Source organism: Amycolatopsis pigmentata, assembly GCF_042684065.1.
Classification (GTDB): Bacteria; Actinomycetota; Actinomycetes; order Mycobacteriales; family Pseudonocardiaceae; genus Amycolatopsis_E; species Amycolatopsis_E pigmentata.
In genome coordinates this window covers 15,691-31,022 of sequence record NZ_JBHUKR010000023.1, presented here as the reverse complement: position 1 = coordinate 31,022, position 15,332 = coordinate 15,691, and the positions used below count along the sequence as shown (strand labels likewise).

The window sequence follows — 15,332 nt, the reverse complement described above, 5'->3', positions numbered from 1 at the left end:
GCGTCCGACTGAGCAGCCGACCGAACCACTGGGGGATACGATGACCGATCCGGGCCTGGGCCTGTCATGAGCAATCCGCTGGTGGCGCAGAAGCAGGACTCGACGAACTGGCACACCGGTATCAACGTTCTCGACGACGCCGCCGGGGTGTATGACGGGGTGCAGTCGGGGTCCTGGATCGAGGGCGGGATCGCCGCGTTCGGGGCCGGGATGGACCTGCTGACGATGGCGATGAACCCGGTCGGCACGCTGATCTCCTACGGCCTGAACTGGTTGATCGAGCATGTGCAGCCGTTGCAGGACGCGCTGAACCATCTGGCGGGGGACGCGGATCAGATCGCGGCGTATTCGGCGACGTGGAAGAACGTCGGGGAGGCCGTCAGCAAGGCGGCGCGGGATCTGGCTGCCACGGTGGAGAAGGACACCGCGAACTGGACCGGTCAGGCCGCCGACACCTACCGCGCGAACCTCAAGAACAAGATCGACCACATCAACGCGGCCGCGACCTGCGCGAACACGATTTCCACGGTGGTGGAGATCGTCGGGGTGATCACCGGCGCCGTGCGCGGCCTGGTCCGCGACATGGTCACCCAGGCCGTCGGCGACTTCATCCAGGACGCCCTCGAAGAGGTCTGCTCGCTGGGCCTGGGAACCCCCGTGGTGGTGGCTCAGGTCGTCGAACAGGTCTCCGCCTGGATCGAAAAGATCACCGGTGTCATCAAGAAGCTGATCAACTCGGTCGAGAAGCTCCGGCCGATGATGAGCAAGCTCGAAGAGATCTTCGCCGCGGTCAAGAAGGTCATGGCCGAGCTGCACGGCCGCCCGGGCGAAGAACCCCACCTCGCAGGCGACGGCTCGACCCACGCCTCCTCCGCCGGGGACACTCCCACCACACACGGCGACGAGCCACACGGCACCACCCGCGACGGAACCCAGCCATCGGGTGCCGACGACACCGGGACCACGCCCTCCGGCGACGGGCCGGGCGGTAAGCCGAACGACACCAACGCGCGCGAGGGCACCGATCCGGCGAAGGACGGCCGCCCCAACGACGGGAAGTGCACCGGCGGCGACCCGATCGACCTCGCCACCGGCGAAATGCTGATGTCCCAGACCGATGTCGAACTTCCTGGTGTGTTGCCGCTGTTGCTTCGCCGGACGCACCTCTCGTCCTACCGTCTCGGGCGGTCGTTCGGCTCGTCCTGGGCGTCCACATTGGACCAAAGGGTCGAGCTGGACGCGGACGGCGTCTGTTACGTCGGCGCGGACGGGGTCACGCTGACCTACCCGCCGCCGTCGGCCGACGGCACGCCGGTGCTCCCGTCGCACGGCGCGCGCTGGCCGTTGCACGCCCTTTCCGGCCGCGAGTTCACCATCACCAGCCCGGCCGACGGGCACATCCGCCATTTCGGCTTCACGGCGGGAACCGGCGCGACCACGCGGGTGCTGCTTTCCGCGATCACCGATCGCAACGGGAATCGCATCACCGTCGCCCGGGACGCGGCGGGGACACCGACGGCGATCGAACATTCCGGCGGCTACCGCATCGCCGTCGACACGGTGGACGGCCGGCTGACCGGGCTGCGCATGACCCGCGCGGCAGGCGCTGACATCCCCTTGGTCAGCTACACCTACGACGCCGAGGGGAACCTGTCGGAAGTCGGGAACTCGTCCGGACGCGCGATGCGGTTCGAATACGACGGCCACGGCAGGGTCACCAAATGGACCGACCGCAACGGCCACTGGTACTCCTACCACTACAACCAGGCCGGCCAGGTCGTCCGCACCGAGGGCAGTGGCGGGGCGCTCGCCTGCTCGATCGAGTACGACCGGCAGGCGAAGGTCACCACCTACCGCAACTCGCTCGGTGCGGGCAGCACCTACCATTTCGACCGGAACTGGCAGCTGATCCGCCAGGTCGACCCGCTCGGTGCGACGAGCCGGTTCGAGCACGACGACTACGGGCGGGTCACCGCGGAAACGGATCCGTCGGGCCGCACCACCCGGTACGAGTACGGCCTGACCGACGAGCCCGTGCGGATCGTCTACGCGGACGGCAGCAGCACCGGAATGATCCAGGACGAACACGGCCTGCCCGTCGCGATCACCGGCACGGACGGCGCGCGATGGCATTACCGGCGTGACGAGCGTGGCAACATCATCGAGGAAACGGATCCCACGGGCGCGGTCACCCGATACGGCTACAACGAACTCGGACATCGCCGGACCGAAACCGATGCGCTGGGCCGCGTGCACCGGATCGAGACGGACGCCCGTGGCCTCCCGGTCGCGGTGACCAACCCGCTCGGCCACACGACGCGGATCATCCGGGACGAATTCGGCCGCGTAACCGAAGAGACCGACCCGCTGGGCAACACGACCAGGACGACCTGGACCGTGGAGGGGCAGCCACTGACCAGGACCAGGCCGGACGGGACGGTCGAACGGTGGCGGCACGACCCGGAGGGCAACTTCGCCGAATACTCCGTCGGGGACGGCCCGCTGCTGTCGGTCGCCACCACCCATTTCGATCTTCCGATCGCACAGGTGAACGCGGACGGCAGCCGTATCGAGTTCGGTTACGACACCGAGTTGAATCTGACCACGGTCACCAACGCGCAGGGCGCCGTATGGCGGTACGAGTACGACCCGGCCGGCCTGCTGGTGCGCGAGACCGACTTCAACGGCCGCGTGACCACCTATGAACGGGACGCGGCAGGCCGGCTCGTCGGCAGGACGAACGGCGCCGGGCAGACCACCACCTACCAACGCGATGTTCGCGGCCAGATCGTGGCGACACGGTCTCCGACGGACACGATGACCTTCGCCTACGACGCGGCCGGCCGGCTCGTGTCCGCGTCCAGTCGTGACTCGGAGATCGTGCTGACCAGGGACGCCCTCGGTCGCGTGCTGACCGAGACGGTGAACGGCCGGACGGTCACGTCGGAATACGACGCGCTGGGCCGGTGTGTCGGCAGGCGGACCCCGGGTGGCACGGTCTCGAAATGGGAGTTCGACGACGCCGGCTCACCAGTGGCCCTGCGCAACGGCAGCCGGACACTGGCGTTCGCCTACGACGCCGCGGGCCGCGAAATCGTCCGGACGACTCCAGCGGGTCTCCGCCTGGCGCATGCGTGGGACGTGAATGATCAGCTCGTCAGCCAGACCGTGCTGGCCGGAAACGGCGGCGCCGCGGACAAACCCGTGCAGCACAGGGTTTTCCAGTACCGGACGGACGGCAACCTCACCGCGATCGCCGACCGGATCAACGGATCGCGCCGGTTCGGCCTCGACCGGTTCGGCCGGATCGAGCGGGTGGACGGCCAACGGTGGTCCGAGCATTACACCTACGACGCGGCGGGCAACCTGACCGACGCGGGCAGGACGGGCGACGCACCGTCCGCGCAGTGGCGATACACGGGAACCCTGCTCCAGGAGGCGGGGGCGTTGCGTTACCAGTACGACGGCCAGGGCAGGGTCACGCGCAAGGAGCGTGGCGGCGAGGTGTGGGAGTACACCTGGAACGCCGATGACCAGTTGGTCGGTCTGATCACGCCGGACAAAACCCACTGGCGCTACCGTTATGACGCCCTGGGCAGGCGGATCGCGAAGGAGCGGCACGCCCACGGCCAGGTCGTCGAGCGGGTCGACTTCATCTGGGACGGCACCACGCTCGCCGAGCAGATCACCAACCGGCAGACGGTGAGCTGGGACTATGATCCGTCCTCCCACCGGCCACTGGTCCAGGTGGAGCGAAGCCGCACCGGCGGGCGGCGGGAACTCGACGAGAAATTCTTCGCGATCGTCACGGATCTGGTCGGTACCCCGACCGAATTGCTGGACGAGCAGGGGAATCTGGCGTGGTTCGGGCAGAACACCGCGTGGGGACTGCCGGTCGCGCACGGCGGCACCGCGATGACGCCGTTGCGGTTCCCCGGCCAGTACGCCGATCCGGAATCCGGGCTCAACTACAACTATTTCCGTTACTACGACCCGGAAACCGCGCGGTACTTCAGCGCTGACCCGGTCGGTCTCGCCGGTGGTTACACGCCGCACAGCTACGTCCCCAACCCCTTCACGTGGCTGGACCCGGTCGGGCTGTCGCTTCTCGATGTCATCAAGAACGGCGTGCGGATCGTGGTGCACGAGTACGACGTCGACAAACCGGCGCACGCCCACGTCACCGGCGGCGGCCGCGAGGTCCGGATCGGCCCGAACGGTCATCCCATCGACGGCCAGCCGGAGCTCACGCGCACGCAGCGGCAAGTGGTGGAACACTACAAGTCGGAGGTCAGGAAGGCCGTCCGGAAGCTCGGCAGGCGCAACCAGGCGGAGGAGCGGGCCGAACGCGAGCGGCGTGAGGCCGCCAACGCCAAACCCTGTGACAAGTGATGGACGCATGACGCTACGCACCGATCTGACCGCATTGCTGACCGAGGCCGGCCTCGTCGACGTGGATGTCGACGAGGCGATCGCGGACGAGCACGTGCGCTCGTCCGCCTACCAGCGCGTCGTTTCGGTGGTCGCCGGCTCCCGGAGCCATGACCGCGACCGCGCGATCGTGGCCGCGATCCTGCGCGATCCCGTCGAGATGGTGTCCAAGACGGCGGTCGTCGACCTCATCGACAAGGTCGCGATGGACACGACCGATCCCGCCGTGTTCCGGGAGTGGTCCGCCGGAATCCTGACCGAGGCGAACCGGCTCGCGACCGAGGGGAACCGGGAGTTCATCCGCCGCCGCGTCCACGATTGGTCGTGCTATCTGTCCATAAAGGACGGTCACGTGCCCGGGGCGGCCGAGTTGGCGGAAGTCACGGACTGGATGCAACGTGTCCTGGCCGAAGAGTCGACGTCGCTGCCGGTGCTCGCGCTGCTCGCCGAGTCCGCCAGGACCAAGAAGACACGGAACATCGCGAAGAACCGGGCCAGGAGCCTGGAGCCGAAAACGAAGTAGAGCCCGCGAGTCCATGGGCGGGCCGCGCGTGGCAACGTCAGCGACCCGTGATGGCCGGGCACGTCCTATCGCGACGAAACGGTTTTTCGCGCGGGTCGAGACGGGCAGGTGACCTCCCAGGCCGCTTCGATCATCCGGAAGATCTCCTCCACCGCGGCTTCCGGGTCGGCCGCCTCACGGGCCAGCGAAACGGCATCGACCGCGAACAGCGCGATCGTCCGGCAGGCCGTCGTGGTCTGTGCCAGGTCGGGATCGGCGGCGATGGCCGTTGCCAGCGAGGCGGCATGGCGCCGCCTCATCGAGTCTTCGTACTGCCGCAAGGCAGGTGACTCGTCGATGAGGCGCCAGATCGGGGCGGCGTCCTTCGCTGTGCAATGTCGCACGATGGCCTGGATCTCGTGGCGCAGCACAGGGATGAGCGGTTCGTGTGGCGCCCGGTCGGTGACCGCCTGCGTGAGGCGTTGCTCGAAGTTTTCGTCCTGCTCGAACACCAGCGCCTCTTTCGAGGCGAAGTGGGAGAAGAGCGTGGTGACGGCCACGTCGGCCTCGGCGGCCACGTCGCGGATGCCCACCGCGTCGAACCCGCGTTCCAGGAAGAGCCGCAGGGCGGTGTCGGCGATCTTCTGACGGGTCGCCGCCTTCTTGCGTTCACGACGTCCGGACGGCGCGGTCATGTGTTGATACTAACAGATACAAAGGTGTATCCGTTGTTAAAAGCTAACCGTTAGTGTTACGGTCGGCGGCATGAAGAAGGTGAGCTTCGCCGAGTTCGGGGGTCCGGACGTCCTGCGACTCGTAGACGCCGAGGAGCCTCACGCGGGCCCCGGCCAGGTGCGTATCGCCGTGCGGGCGGCGGGCGTGAACGCCGTCGACTGGAGGATTCGTGAAGGCCAGTTCCAGGCGTCCCGTCCGATCGAACTGCCGGCCGGAGTCGGGCAGGACGCGTCCGGTGTGGTGGACGAGGTCGGCGAGGGCGTCAGCGGGGTCGAGGTCGGCGACCACGTGTTCGGCGAAGGCGCGAGCACCTATGCCGAGTTCGCCGTGCTGTCGGCCTGGGCCCGGATGCCCGAGGAGTTGACGTTCGAAGAAGCGGCCGGGTACCCGTCGGTGGTGGAGACCGCGCTGCGCATCATCCGCGAGGTCGGCGTGCGGTCAGGGCAGACGCTGCTGGTCAGCGGTGCGGCCGGAGGAGTCGGATCGGCGGTGCTGCAGATCGCCCGCGACCGCGGCATCACGGTGATCGGCACGGCGGGCGTGGCGAACCAGGACTATCTGCGTGGCCTTGGTGCCCTTGCCACGACCTACGGCGAGGGCTGGGTCGAGCGGGTGCGGCGACTCGGCCCTGTCGACGCGGCTCTGGATCTGGCCGGCTCGGGCGTGATCCGCGAACTCGTCGAGCTGACCGGGGATCCGCGGAAGGTGATCTCCATCGCCGATCTCGGTGCGCCGGAGTTCGGTGTCCGGTTCTCCGGCGTGGCCGGGAACAGGCACGAAGCGCTCGCCGAGGCCGTCGACCTCATTTCGCGGGGAAGGCTCTCCATCCCGGTCGAGAAGTCGTACACGCTCGCCGAGGCCGCGCAGGCGCACATCGACAGCCGCGCCGGTCACACCCGCGGGCGGCGGGTCGTGGTCGTCTGAACTCGTTGGGGATCCTGAATCGCGAGCTGTCCGGCCAGTTCGAGCAGGCTTGCGATTCGAGGGTCATGCGAGTCGGCCGGCCAGGCCAGCAGGACATCGGTGGGAGAAAGCCCGGTCACCGGCACGGCGGCGACATGCCGTCCGAGCCGGTCGACGGCGCTGTCGCCGACGACCGCGATCAGTTGCCCGGTGGCCACCAGGTCGACAAGGGCGTCCAAGCCGAGGGGTGGGAGTTCGGTGGCGTAGGCCGGGTCGCGGAGCAGGCAGGCCGGGGTCAGCGTTTCCCGGGTCGCGAAAGGATGGTCGGCCGGAACGAGGGCCACCGGGTGTTCGGTGGTGACGTTCTGAACGTCCAAGCCGGTCAGGTCCTCGGTGGAGCAGACCAGTGCGATGTCGGCCCGGCCGTCGCGGACCGCGACGGTCTGGTCCGTGGCGAAGACGAGTTCGATGGTGTCGCGGCCGAAGAGGGCGACGTAGCCACGGACCATCTCGCGCAACAGACCCGAGCCGGTTCCCGGCGGAGTCGCGATGCGCAGCGCGCCACGGCCGACCTGCCGCACCCGGCGGACAGCGCGGTCGAGGGAGCGCAGCGTGGTGCGCGCCTCGGCCTTGAACACACGGCCGGCCGCGGTCAGTTCCACGCGGCGGCTCGTCCGCTCGAAGAGGCTGACGCCCAGCCGCCGTTCGAGCTGTGCGATCGCCCGGGACAACGGAGGAGGCTCGATGCCGAGCTGTTCTGCCGCGCGGGCGAAGTGCAGCGTGCCGGCCACGGCCAAGAAGTACTCGAGCTCGCGGACCTCGATCCGTTTCATGACTCACAGGGTAATGATCGAAGCCTTCTTCGTCATCGCGCCCGGCTGCCTCGGTTGCCACCCTTGCCGGGGAACACCAGCGAGCACGGAGCAACGCGGACCGGGCCCCGGCCCGGCTGGAAAACGGAGAAGGGGCAGTGCCTTGAGGATCGGTATCATCGGCACCGGCGGTATCGGGGCCAATCTCGCGCGCAAGCTCAGCGCGGCCGGACATGCCGTGCGGATCGCGAACACGCGCGGGCCGGCGAGTATCACCGAGCTGGCGGCGGAGTCGGGAGTCGTCGCGACCACCCTCGACGAGGTTCACCGCGGCGTCGAAGTGCTCATCACGTCCATCCCGTTCGGTCGTGTGCCGGACCTCAAGCCGATCGGCGATCGCCTTCCTGACGAGGTTCCCGTTGCCGACACATCGAATTACCTCCCGAGCCGGGACGGCCGCATCGAGGAGATGGACAGCGGCACACCCCAAGCCGTCTGGATCGAGCGGCAACTCGGCCGCCCGGTCGTCCGAGCGTGGAACGCGCTCGTCCAGACGACACTCGCGGACAAGGGCAGGCCGCCGGGAGCCGCCGACCGGCTCGCCCTGCCCGTCGCGGGAACCGATCCCGCTGCCAAGAAACTCGTGATGGGACTGGTCGATGACACCGGGTTCGATCCGGTCGACGCGGGTACCGTCGACGACGCCTGGCGCATGCAAGCGGGAACACCGGCCTACTGCACCGAACTGAACGCCGAACAGCTACAGAAGGCCCTCGCGCTCGCCGATCACGACGCCGCGAGGGTGCGACGCGAGGCGATCCTCGCGATCATCCGTTCCTGGGAACCGAGCGACGCGATCTTCGAGGACATCGTGGCGCTCAACCGCACGGCCGCGGGGCTCCATCGACTGCTGGGCCCGTTCCGGCCCAGTGACTCCGGTGCTTCGCCCACAACGCGGCGAACTCCTGGCTGTTCATGATCAGTTCGCCGATGAGTTCCGCCAGTTGGCGGTCGTCCTTGTGCCGCCGCGCCACCAGGCGCAGGGACGCGACCGCCCGCGTCGCCTCGTCCTTCCAGTTGCGGTGTCTCGTCGTCGTCGAGATCGAGCCCCCGGGCGATGAGTCAGCAGGTCGGTATCACCGTCGGCATCCCGCTCATGAGCGCCGTCGCGACAGCTCGGGTGCACGCGCTCGGCCCACCGGGAAGGCCGCGCGATGAAGTGCCTTCGGAGATCACGCGGTGAAGCCTCCGTCGACGTTCAGGCTGGAGCCGGTGATGTAGGCGGCGTCAGGCCCGGCGAGGTATGAGACGAAGGCGCCGATCTCGGCCGCGGTGCCGAATCGGTCGGTCGCCATGACTCCGAGCAAGGCCGTCGCGAAGGGGCCGTCGGCCGGGTTCGCTTCGGTGTCGATCGGGCCGGGCTGGACGTTGTTGACCGTGATTCCGCGCGGCGCCAGTTCGTGCGCGAGCCCGCGGGTGAGGCTCGACACCGCGCCCTTGGTCAGGGCGTAGACGGATTGACCGGGGAACGGCGTGCGGTCGGCGTTGATGCTGCCGATGTTGATGATCCGTCCGCCGTCGTCCATGTGTGCGAGCGCCTCGCGGATGGCGATGATGGTGGACCGTACGTTGATCGTCAGCATCGCGTCGATCTCGTCGATCTTCAGGTCGGTGATCGGGGCGAAGCTGCCGACGCCGGCATTGTTGACGAGGATGTCCAGGCCGCCGAAGCGGTCGGCGGTCCGCGCGACGGCGGCCTCGATGTCCTGCTCGTGCCTGCTGTCGGCGTGGATCGGGTGGGCGATGCCCCCCGCCGCGACGGCCTCGGCCGCCACGGCCTTCGCGCGGTCGGCGGAACGGGCGTAGGTGAACGCGACTTTCGCGCCGTCCGCTGCCAGTCGGGCGACGATACCGGCGCCGACGCCTCTGGAACCCCCGGTCACCAGCGCGGTTTTGCCCTCGAGCGGTCGTGTCGTCATGTGCGTGTCCCTTCGGCAAATTATGGAACGTTCGCTCAAATACACACGAGACCTCCGCCGTTTGTCAAATTTGAGCGATCGATCCATAACTGGTACGGTCGGCCCATGGCGAGGCCGAGGAAGTTCGACGAGCAGGCCGTCCTCGAGGCCGCGCGGGACACGTTCTGGCAGGGCGGTTACGCGGCCACGTCGGTCCAGGACCTCACGGATGCGACAGGGTTGGGGACGCAGAGCCTCTACGGTGCCTTCGGCAGCAAGCGTGACCTGTTCCTCCGGATCCTCGACGACTACTGCGCCCGTCAGTCCACGGGGTTGGAGACCGCCGTCAGCCAGGACCCGAGCCCGTGGCACGGGGTCATGTCGGCGGTCACGTTCGAGGACGGCGGCCGCCTGGACCTACCGCCGCAGGGCTGCCTGATGGCCAACAGCGCCGCGGCTCTGAGCGCGCGGGACGAGGGGGTCCGAGCCCGCGCGTGCCGGGCCTACTCCGAAACGCTCGCCTTGTTCGCCCGGCGGATCACCGAGGCTCAGGAGAGCGGCGAGATCGACGACGACATCGATCCGGAGTCGACCGCCCGGGCGTTGATCGCCGTCATGCAAGGGATCGAATTCCTGCACAAGTCAGGCATCGGCGAGGAAGAGCTGTGGCTCGCCAAGACCGCCGCGCTCGAGATGATCGAGCGCTCCGTCGGACGCTGACAGCGCCGGGTACACCCCTTTATGCCCTCAATCCGAAGAGAGCATGGCGCATCATTCGCGGTCAGAGCCAGTCCGGGTCGAGGTCGACGGTCGTATCGTCGAGCGTGGCGAGCAGGTCGAGTTGTGGCCGGGTGCGGGGGAGTTCGTAGCGGTAGAAGTAGCGGGCGGTATGCCGCTTGCCGCGCCGGAGGTCGTCGTCGCCCGTTCCGGCCGCGAGGAATTGTTCGAGCCAGATCCAGGCCAGCACGATGTGGCCGGCCGCCTCGAGATAGACGGAGGCGTTCGCGAGCTTGAGGTTCGTGTCCGGCTCGGCGTGGAGCCGCCGGGTGACGTCGATCAGCCGGGTCAGCGCGCCGTCCAGTTCGGCGCCGAGTTCGGCCGCTTCGGTGCCCGCGGTGCGAGATCTGTCCACAGTGGACCGGATCAGTGCTTCGAGTGCGCCGAGTGCGGCACCGTTCGCGATGGTGGTCTTGCGCCCGAGCAGGTCGATGGCCTGGATACCGTGGGTACCTTCATGAATCGGGTTGAGCCGGTTGTCGCGGTAGTGCTGCTCGACGTCGTACTCACGCGTGTAGCCATAGCCACCATGGATCTGGATCGCGAGGTCGTTCGCGTGCAGGCACCACTGCGACGGCCAGCTTTTCGCGATCGGGGTGAGGACATCGAGAAGCAGGCTGATCCGAGCGCGTTCGGCTTCGGTCTCGGCTGTTCGTTGATCGTCGAGTAACTTACCGCAGAACAGGATCAGCGCGAGAGAACCCTCCACAAAGGACTTCTGTGCGAGGAGCATTCGGCGCACGTCGGCATGCGCGGTCAGCGCGACCGGAGGCGAAGCCGGGTCCTTGGCGGCGGGAAGCCTGCCCTGTGTCCGGTCGCGTGCGTACGCGAGTGACTTCAGATATCCGGTGTAGCCCAGTGCTGTCGCGCCCATTCCGACGCCGACCCTGGCCTCGTTCATCATGTGGAACATGGAGGCGAGCCCGCGATGCGGTTCGCCGACCAGGTATCCGACCGCTCCGGCCTGTCCGCTGGGCGTGTGCGCGCCCTCGCCGAAGTTCAGCAACGTGTTGACGGTGCCCCGGTAGCCCATCTTGTGGTTGAGTCCGGCGACGACGACATCGTTGCGATCAGCGAGCGAACCGTCTTCTGCCACCAGGTATTTCGGCACGAGGAACAGCGAGATTCCCTTGACGCCAGGCGGTCCGCCGGGGATTTTCGCGAGCACGAGGTGGACGATGTTCTCCCCGAGTTCGTGGTCGCCGCCCGAGATCCACATCTTGTTGCCGAAGATCCGGTAGGTGCCGTCGTCGCGGGGTTCGGCGCGCGTGCTGATGTCGGCGAGTGACGAGCCGGCCTGGGGTTCCGAAAGGCACATCGTGCCGTGAAAGCGGCCTTCGAGCATCGGACGGACGAACATCTCGACCTGCTTGGCCGAACCGTGTTCGAGCAGGAGGTTGGCGTTCGCGATGGTGAGCATCGCGTAGCTCCAGGTCGCGATGTTCGCCGCCGCGAACCACGCGGCACAGGCGGTCTGGATCACCTGGGGGAGCTGGAGCCCGCCGACCTCCGCATCCGCGGTGGCGGCCAGGAGGCCGGTCTCGGCGAGGGCGTCGAGCGCCGGCTTGACCTCGGGGTTCAACCGGACCTCGCCGTCGGCGATTTCGGGTTCGTCGGTGTCGTTCTTCTTGTTGTGCGGTGCGAACTTCTCCTCGGCGAGGTCGGCGCAAACGTCGAGTACGGCGTCGAAAGTTTCGCGTGCATGTTCCGCGAAGCGCTTGCGGGAAGTCAGCGATTGGACATCGAGCCAGTCGTAGAGGAGGAAGTCGATGTCGCGGCGGGACAGCAGCAGTGATCGCGTGGGCATGGGCGGCTTCCGATGCGAGGAGGGTCAGCGGGTCAAGGTGACGCCGCCGTCGACCGGGAGGACGATCCCGGTGACGTAGCTGGCGGCCCGGGATCCAAGGTAGACGACCGCGCCGGCGATGTCGTCAGGTTCGCCGACGCGTCCCAGCGGGGCACGGGCCCTGAACTCCTCACCGTGCTCTTCCAGCGTCTTCGCCATCATCTTCGAGGGAAACCAGCCGGGAGCGATGGCGTTGCAGGTGATCGCGCGGGGCCCCAGTTCGGCGGCGAGGACACGGGTCAGGTGGTGCAGACCAGCCTTGCTGGAGGAGTAGGCGTAGGTGGGCATACCGGGCACGCTGAGCCCGTCGATCGACCCGATGTTGATGACGCGCGCTGGATCGGCCGCGTCGGCCGCTTTCTCCAGTAGCGGCAGGAAGGCGCGTGTGAGGTAGAACGGCGACTTGAGGTTGAGATCGAGAACCTTGTCCCAGGCCGATGCCGGGAACTCGGCGAGTGGCGCGCCCCAGGTCGCGCCGGCGTTGTTCACCAGGATGTGCAAGGCGTCGTGGCGAAGCGCGACCTCCGACGCCAGTCTCCGGCATTCGTCCTCGGTCGACAGATCGGCCGGCACGGCACTGACCTCGCCGAAGTCGGAGAGTTCTTCGCAGGCCTGCCGGCAGGCGTCCGCTTTGCGGGAGGAGATGACGACCTTCGCACCGGCCTGGAGCAGGCCGCGTGCGGCCATCAGGCCGACGCCGCGACTGCCGCCGGTGACGACGGCGGTGCGCCCGGTGAGATCGAAGAGAGTGTTCATGCGCGCTCCACAGAGATCGTGGCCGGTTGGACCCGGTCAGATGGAAATGCCGCCGTCGACGGGCAGCACGACGCCGGTGACATAGGCGGCCTCGTCGGAGGCAAGGAAGGCGACCGCGGCCGTCATCTCCTCGGGAGTCCCGTAGCGGCCCATCGGGGTCGCCTCGGTCAGTTGAGCCAGCTTGTCGGCGGGAACCGATTCGATCATCCGTGTCTGCGCGTTCGGCGATATCGCGTTCACGGTGATCCCGAAACGGGCGAGTTCCTTGGCCGTCGTCTTGGTGAAGCCGATGATCCCGGCCTTCGCCATGGCGTAGTTGGACTGGCCGAGATTACCGCGAAGGCCGGTGTAGGACGTCACGTTGATGATCCTGCCCGTTCCTCGCTCGCGGAAGTGCGGGACCACGGCGCGGGTGAAGCGGAAGGTGCCGCCGGCGTGGACCGCCATGACGGCTTCATAGTCCTCGTCGGTGAGCTTCCACACCATCGCGTCACGGAGAATCCCCGCGTTGTTGACCAGCACGTCGATCCGGCCGGTGTCGGCGATGACCCGCTCCACGACGGCGTTGACCTGGCCGGTGTCGGAGACATCGGCGGCCAAGCCGATCGCGCCGATCTCCCGCGACGCCGATTCGACCTCCGCGGCGTCGAAATCGACCAGATAGACCTTCGCCCCGGCGGCATGGAAGTGTTCGCCGATCGCCCGGCCGATTCCGCGCGCGGCGCCGGTCACCACGACCGTGCGGCCGCTGAAGTCGAAGCTCAGGTTTGCCATCAGGACGCCTTTCCGGGTTCTCGCAGTGCTTCGAGTGCCTTGCCGACCTCCGCGGGTATCCCGGTGGGGCGGCGCGTGACGTGATCGACGTACACGTGCACGAATCGCCCGACCGCGGCCGGCCCTTCGTCGTCGATGAAGAAGCCGACCTCGTACCGGACACTCGAGCGACCGGTGCCCTCCAACCGGATCCCGAGCTCCGGCGTGGCGGTGAAGTGGATCTCGCGAAAGTACCGGCAGCCGGTTTCCGCGACGACGGCGAACCCCGAGAGCTCCGTGCGGATGTCCACGCCGACGGCCTCGCCGACCCACCCGTTGATCACGGTGTCCATCAGCAGGTAGTGGACCGCGTTGTTCACATGGCCGTAGGTGTCCACATCGGACCAGCGCAGCGGCGCCGGGCGAAGCACCGGGTAGTCACTCTTGCGTCGTTCGCGCAGCTGTCCGTCGTTGCCCATCATCGACCTCCGGAGATGCCCGAGGGCGCCCAGGGAAGCGGCGCTCCCGCGTACTTCCACGCTCGCACATCGCCCGACCGGGCGTGTCCCTCGAAGAACTCGACGCGGGCGGCGCGGCCGCAGAGCGCACCAAGCCTCGCGCTGGCCGCCGGGTCCGTCACCTCCTGGTAGGTGACTGTCTTGAGGTACTTGCCGACCCACAACCCGCCGGTATACCGGGCGGCGCCGCGCGTGGGGAGGGTGTGGTTGGTTCCGATCACCTTGTCACCGTAGGAGACGCAGGTGCCTTCCCCCAGGAAGAGGGCGCCGAAGTTGCGCATCCGCTCCAGCGCCCGCCGCGGCTCCCGGGTGAGGATCTGCACATGCTCGCTCGCGTACTCGTCCGCCACCCGATAGGCCTCGTCGAGGTCGCCGGTGACGACGACCGCGCCGTGGTTCCGCCAAGCCGGACCCGCGAAGTCGGCCGTGGGCATTTCGACCAGGATCCGTTCCACCAGGGCGATGACGCGTTCCCCCAGCGCGCGGCTCGTCGTCACGAGGACCGCCGGCGAATCAGGGCCGTGTTCGGCCTGGCTCAACAGATCCACCGCGACCACGAAGGGATCGGCGGAGTCGTCCGCGACGATCAAGGTTTCCGTCGGCCCGGCGAAGAGGTCGATGCCGACCTCACCGAAGAGCTGGCGCTTGGCCTCGGCCACATAGGCGTTGCCGGGACCGGCCAGCAGGTCGACCTTGCCGATCGTCTCGGTACCGACGGCCATCGCCGCCACCGCCTGCGTTCCACCGAGAAGCAGGATCTCGTCGGCCCCGGCGAGATGCATCGCGGCCACCGTGGCGGCCGGGATCTCTCCGCGGATAGGCGGAGTGCACGCCGTGACATGCTCGACACCGGCGACCTTCGCGGTGACCACGGTCATGTGCGCCGACGCCACGAGCGGATACCGTCCGCCCGGAACATAGGCGCCGACCCGCCCTACCGGGATGTTCTTCTGTCCAAGTAGGACACCGGGCTCGGACTCCACCTCGAAGTCCCGCAGTGAGTCCTTCTGGTGCCGGGCGAAAGCGCGCACCCGCGACTGGACCGCCCGGATGTCGTCGATGACTCCGGCATCGACCCCGGCCACGATTTCCTCGATCTTGGCCGGAGCGAGGCGAAAGTCGTCCGGTGACCACGAGTCGAACTTCGCGGAGTACTCGCGGACCGCCTCGTCGCCTCGCTTTCGGACGTCGGCGATGACATCGCGGACCACGTCCGCCACGGAGCCGGACGAGGGGCGGTGGCCGGCGGCCGGCTCGGCCGCCTGTTTGAGATAGGTGGGCATGTGCGGTCTCCCTTCGCAGAACGCACTCTGGCTTGTATACGTATACATGTCAAAGGAG

At 67.9% G+C, this 15,332-nt stretch carries 13 protein-coding genes and 1 pseudogene; 5 read left to right on the top strand and 9 right to left on the bottom strand.

Going from position 1 to position 15,332, the window contains the following annotated elements; genetic code table 11:
• Positions 1–66: 66 nt before the first annotated feature.
• Positions 67–4,392 (top strand): DUF6531 domain-containing protein, encoded by a 4,326-nt coding sequence (locus ACFSXZ_RS35940; protein ID WP_378270492.1) that lies wholly within the window; start codon positions 67–69, stop codon positions 4,390–4,392.
• A 7-nt stretch (positions 4,393–4,399) separates the two neighbouring features.
• A complete protein-coding gene (locus ACFSXZ_RS35935) occupies positions 4,400–4,954 on the top strand; it encodes a hypothetical protein (protein WP_378270491.1) in 555 nt (184 codons plus the stop codon).
• Positions 4,955–5,019: 65 nt separating this feature from the next.
• On the opposite strand, the gene ACFSXZ_RS35930 is transcribed toward ACFSXZ_RS35935, so the two are convergent.
• Positions 5,020–5,628 carry a TetR/AcrR family transcriptional regulator gene (locus ACFSXZ_RS35930; protein WP_378270489.1) on the bottom strand — a complete coding sequence of 203 codons (609 nt, stop codon included), beginning with the start codon at positions 5,626–5,628 and terminating at the stop codon, positions 5,020–5,022.
• A gap of 70 nt (positions 5,629–5,698) precedes the next feature.
• Between ACFSXZ_RS35930 and ACFSXZ_RS35925 the strand changes: the two genes are divergently transcribed.
• The gene (locus tag ACFSXZ_RS35925) at positions 5,699–6,592 is read left to right on the top strand and encodes an NADP-dependent oxidoreductase (RefSeq protein WP_378270488.1); all 894 of its coding nucleotides are present in this window, start codon (positions 5,699–5,701) and stop codon (positions 6,590–6,592) included.
• On the opposite strand, the gene ACFSXZ_RS35920 is transcribed toward ACFSXZ_RS35925, so the two are convergent.
• On the bottom strand, positions 6,559–7,404 hold the full coding sequence (locus ACFSXZ_RS35920; protein ID WP_378270487.1) for a LysR family transcriptional regulator: 846 nt from the start codon (positions 7,402–7,404) through the stop codon (positions 6,559–6,561). The genes ACFSXZ_RS35925 and ACFSXZ_RS35920 overlap by 34 nt on opposite strands.
• 142 nt (positions 7,405–7,546) lie before the next feature.
• On the opposite strand from ACFSXZ_RS35920, the gene ACFSXZ_RS35915 reads away from it, so the two are divergent.
• Positions 7,547–8,362, top strand: coding sequence for an NADPH-dependent F420 reductase (locus tag ACFSXZ_RS35915; RefSeq protein ID WP_378270485.1), 816 nt, complete (start codon positions 7,547–7,549; stop codon positions 8,360–8,362).
• Here the strand turns inward: ACFSXZ_RS35915 and ACFSXZ_RS35910 are convergent.
• Both ACFSXZ_RS35910 and ACFSXZ_RS35905 read right to left on the bottom strand, forming a co-directional pair.
• Positions 8,358–8,417 (bottom strand): annotated as a pseudogene (locus ACFSXZ_RS35910) (hypothetical protein); the annotation flags it as partial. The gene ACFSXZ_RS35915 and the pseudogene ACFSXZ_RS35910 overlap by 5 nt on opposite strands.
• 198 nt (positions 8,418–8,615) lie before the next feature.
• Positions 8,616–9,362 (bottom strand): SDR family oxidoreductase, encoded by a 747-nt coding sequence (locus tag ACFSXZ_RS35905; RefSeq protein ID WP_378270483.1) that lies wholly within the window; start codon positions 9,360–9,362, stop codon positions 8,616–8,618.
• A 105-nt stretch (positions 9,363–9,467) separates the two neighbouring features.
• Between ACFSXZ_RS35905 and ACFSXZ_RS35900 the strand changes: the two genes are divergently transcribed.
• Positions 9,468–10,061, top strand: coding sequence for a TetR/AcrR family transcriptional regulator (locus ACFSXZ_RS35900; RefSeq protein WP_378270481.1), 594 nt, complete (start codon positions 9,468–9,470; stop codon positions 10,059–10,061).
• 61 nt (positions 10,062–10,122) lie between these two features.
• On the opposite strand, the gene ACFSXZ_RS35895 is transcribed toward ACFSXZ_RS35900, so the two are convergent.
• The 5 genes from ACFSXZ_RS35895 to hisD are packed head-to-tail and all read right to left on the bottom strand — an operon-like array spanning position 10,123 to position 15,274.
• On the bottom strand, positions 10,123–11,925 hold the full coding sequence (locus ACFSXZ_RS35895; RefSeq protein ID WP_378270480.1) for an acyl-CoA dehydrogenase: 1,803 nt from the start codon (positions 11,923–11,925) through the stop codon (positions 10,123–10,125).
• Positions 11,926–11,949: 24 nt separating this feature from the next.
• Positions 11,950–12,720 (bottom strand): SDR family oxidoreductase, encoded by a 771-nt coding sequence (locus tag ACFSXZ_RS35890; RefSeq protein WP_378270479.1) that lies wholly within the window; start codon positions 12,718–12,720, stop codon positions 11,950–11,952.
• Positions 12,721–12,756: 36 nt separating this feature from the next.
• Positions 12,757–13,494, bottom strand: coding sequence for an SDR family NAD(P)-dependent oxidoreductase (locus ACFSXZ_RS35885; protein WP_378270477.1), 738 nt, complete (start codon positions 13,492–13,494; stop codon positions 12,757–12,759).
• Entirely contained in the window at positions 13,494–13,955 is a 462-nt protein-coding gene (locus ACFSXZ_RS35880) for an acyl-CoA thioesterase (RefSeq protein ID WP_378270475.1), read from the bottom strand. The genes ACFSXZ_RS35885 and ACFSXZ_RS35880 overlap by 1 nt, the downstream gene beginning before the upstream one ends.
• A complete protein-coding gene (gene hisD / locus ACFSXZ_RS35875) occupies positions 13,952–15,274 on the bottom strand; it encodes a histidinol dehydrogenase (RefSeq protein ID WP_378270473.1) in 1,323 nt (440 codons plus the stop codon). The genes ACFSXZ_RS35880 and hisD overlap by 4 nt, the downstream gene beginning before the upstream one ends.
• Between the last annotated feature and the right edge of the window lie 58 nt (positions 15,275–15,332).

What these genes read in the sequence shown, in the direction of transcription:
- ACFSXZ_RS35940 (WP_378270492.1), top strand. Translation starts at nt 67, where the DNA reads ATGAGCAATCCGCTGGTGGCGCAGAAGCAGGACTCGACGAACTGGCAC.
- ACFSXZ_RS35935 (WP_378270491.1), top strand. Translation starts at nt 4,400, where the DNA reads ATGACGCTACGCACCGATCTGACCGCATTGCTGACCGAGGCCGGCCTC.
- ACFSXZ_RS35930 (WP_378270489.1), bottom strand. Translation starts at nt 5,628, where the DNA reads ATGACCGCGCCGTCCGGACGTCGTGAACGCAAGAAGGCGGCGACCCGT.
- ACFSXZ_RS35925 (WP_378270488.1), top strand. Translation starts at nt 5,699, where the DNA reads ATGAAGAAGGTGAGCTTCGCCGAGTTCGGGGGTCCGGACGTCCTGCGA.
- ACFSXZ_RS35920 (WP_378270487.1), bottom strand. Translation starts at nt 7,404, where the DNA reads ATGAAACGGATCGAGGTCCGCGAGCTCGAGTACTTCTTGGCCGTGGCC.
- ACFSXZ_RS35905 (WP_378270483.1), bottom strand. Translation starts at nt 9,362, where the DNA reads ATGACGACACGACCGCTCGAGGGCAAAACCGCGCTGGTGACCGGGGGT.
- ACFSXZ_RS35900 (WP_378270481.1), top strand. Translation starts at nt 9,468, where the DNA reads ATGGCGAGGCCGAGGAAGTTCGACGAGCAGGCCGTCCTCGAGGCCGCG.
- ACFSXZ_RS35895 (WP_378270480.1), bottom strand. Translation starts at nt 11,925, where the DNA reads ATGCCCACGCGATCACTGCTGCTGTCCCGCCGCGACATCGACTTCCTC.
- ACFSXZ_RS35890 (WP_378270479.1), bottom strand. Translation starts at nt 12,720, where the DNA reads ATGAACACTCTCTTCGATCTCACCGGGCGCACCGCCGTCGTCACCGGC.
- ACFSXZ_RS35885 (WP_378270477.1), bottom strand. Translation starts at nt 13,494, where the DNA reads ATGGCAAACCTGAGCTTCGACTTCAGCGGCCGCACGGTCGTGGTGACC.
- ACFSXZ_RS35880 (WP_378270475.1), bottom strand. Translation starts at nt 13,955, where the DNA reads ATGATGGGCAACGACGGACAGCTGCGCGAACGACGCAAGAGTGACTAC.
- hisD (WP_378270473.1), bottom strand. Translation starts at nt 15,274, where the DNA reads ATGCCCACCTATCTCAAACAGGCGGCCGAGCCGGCCGCCGGCCACCGC.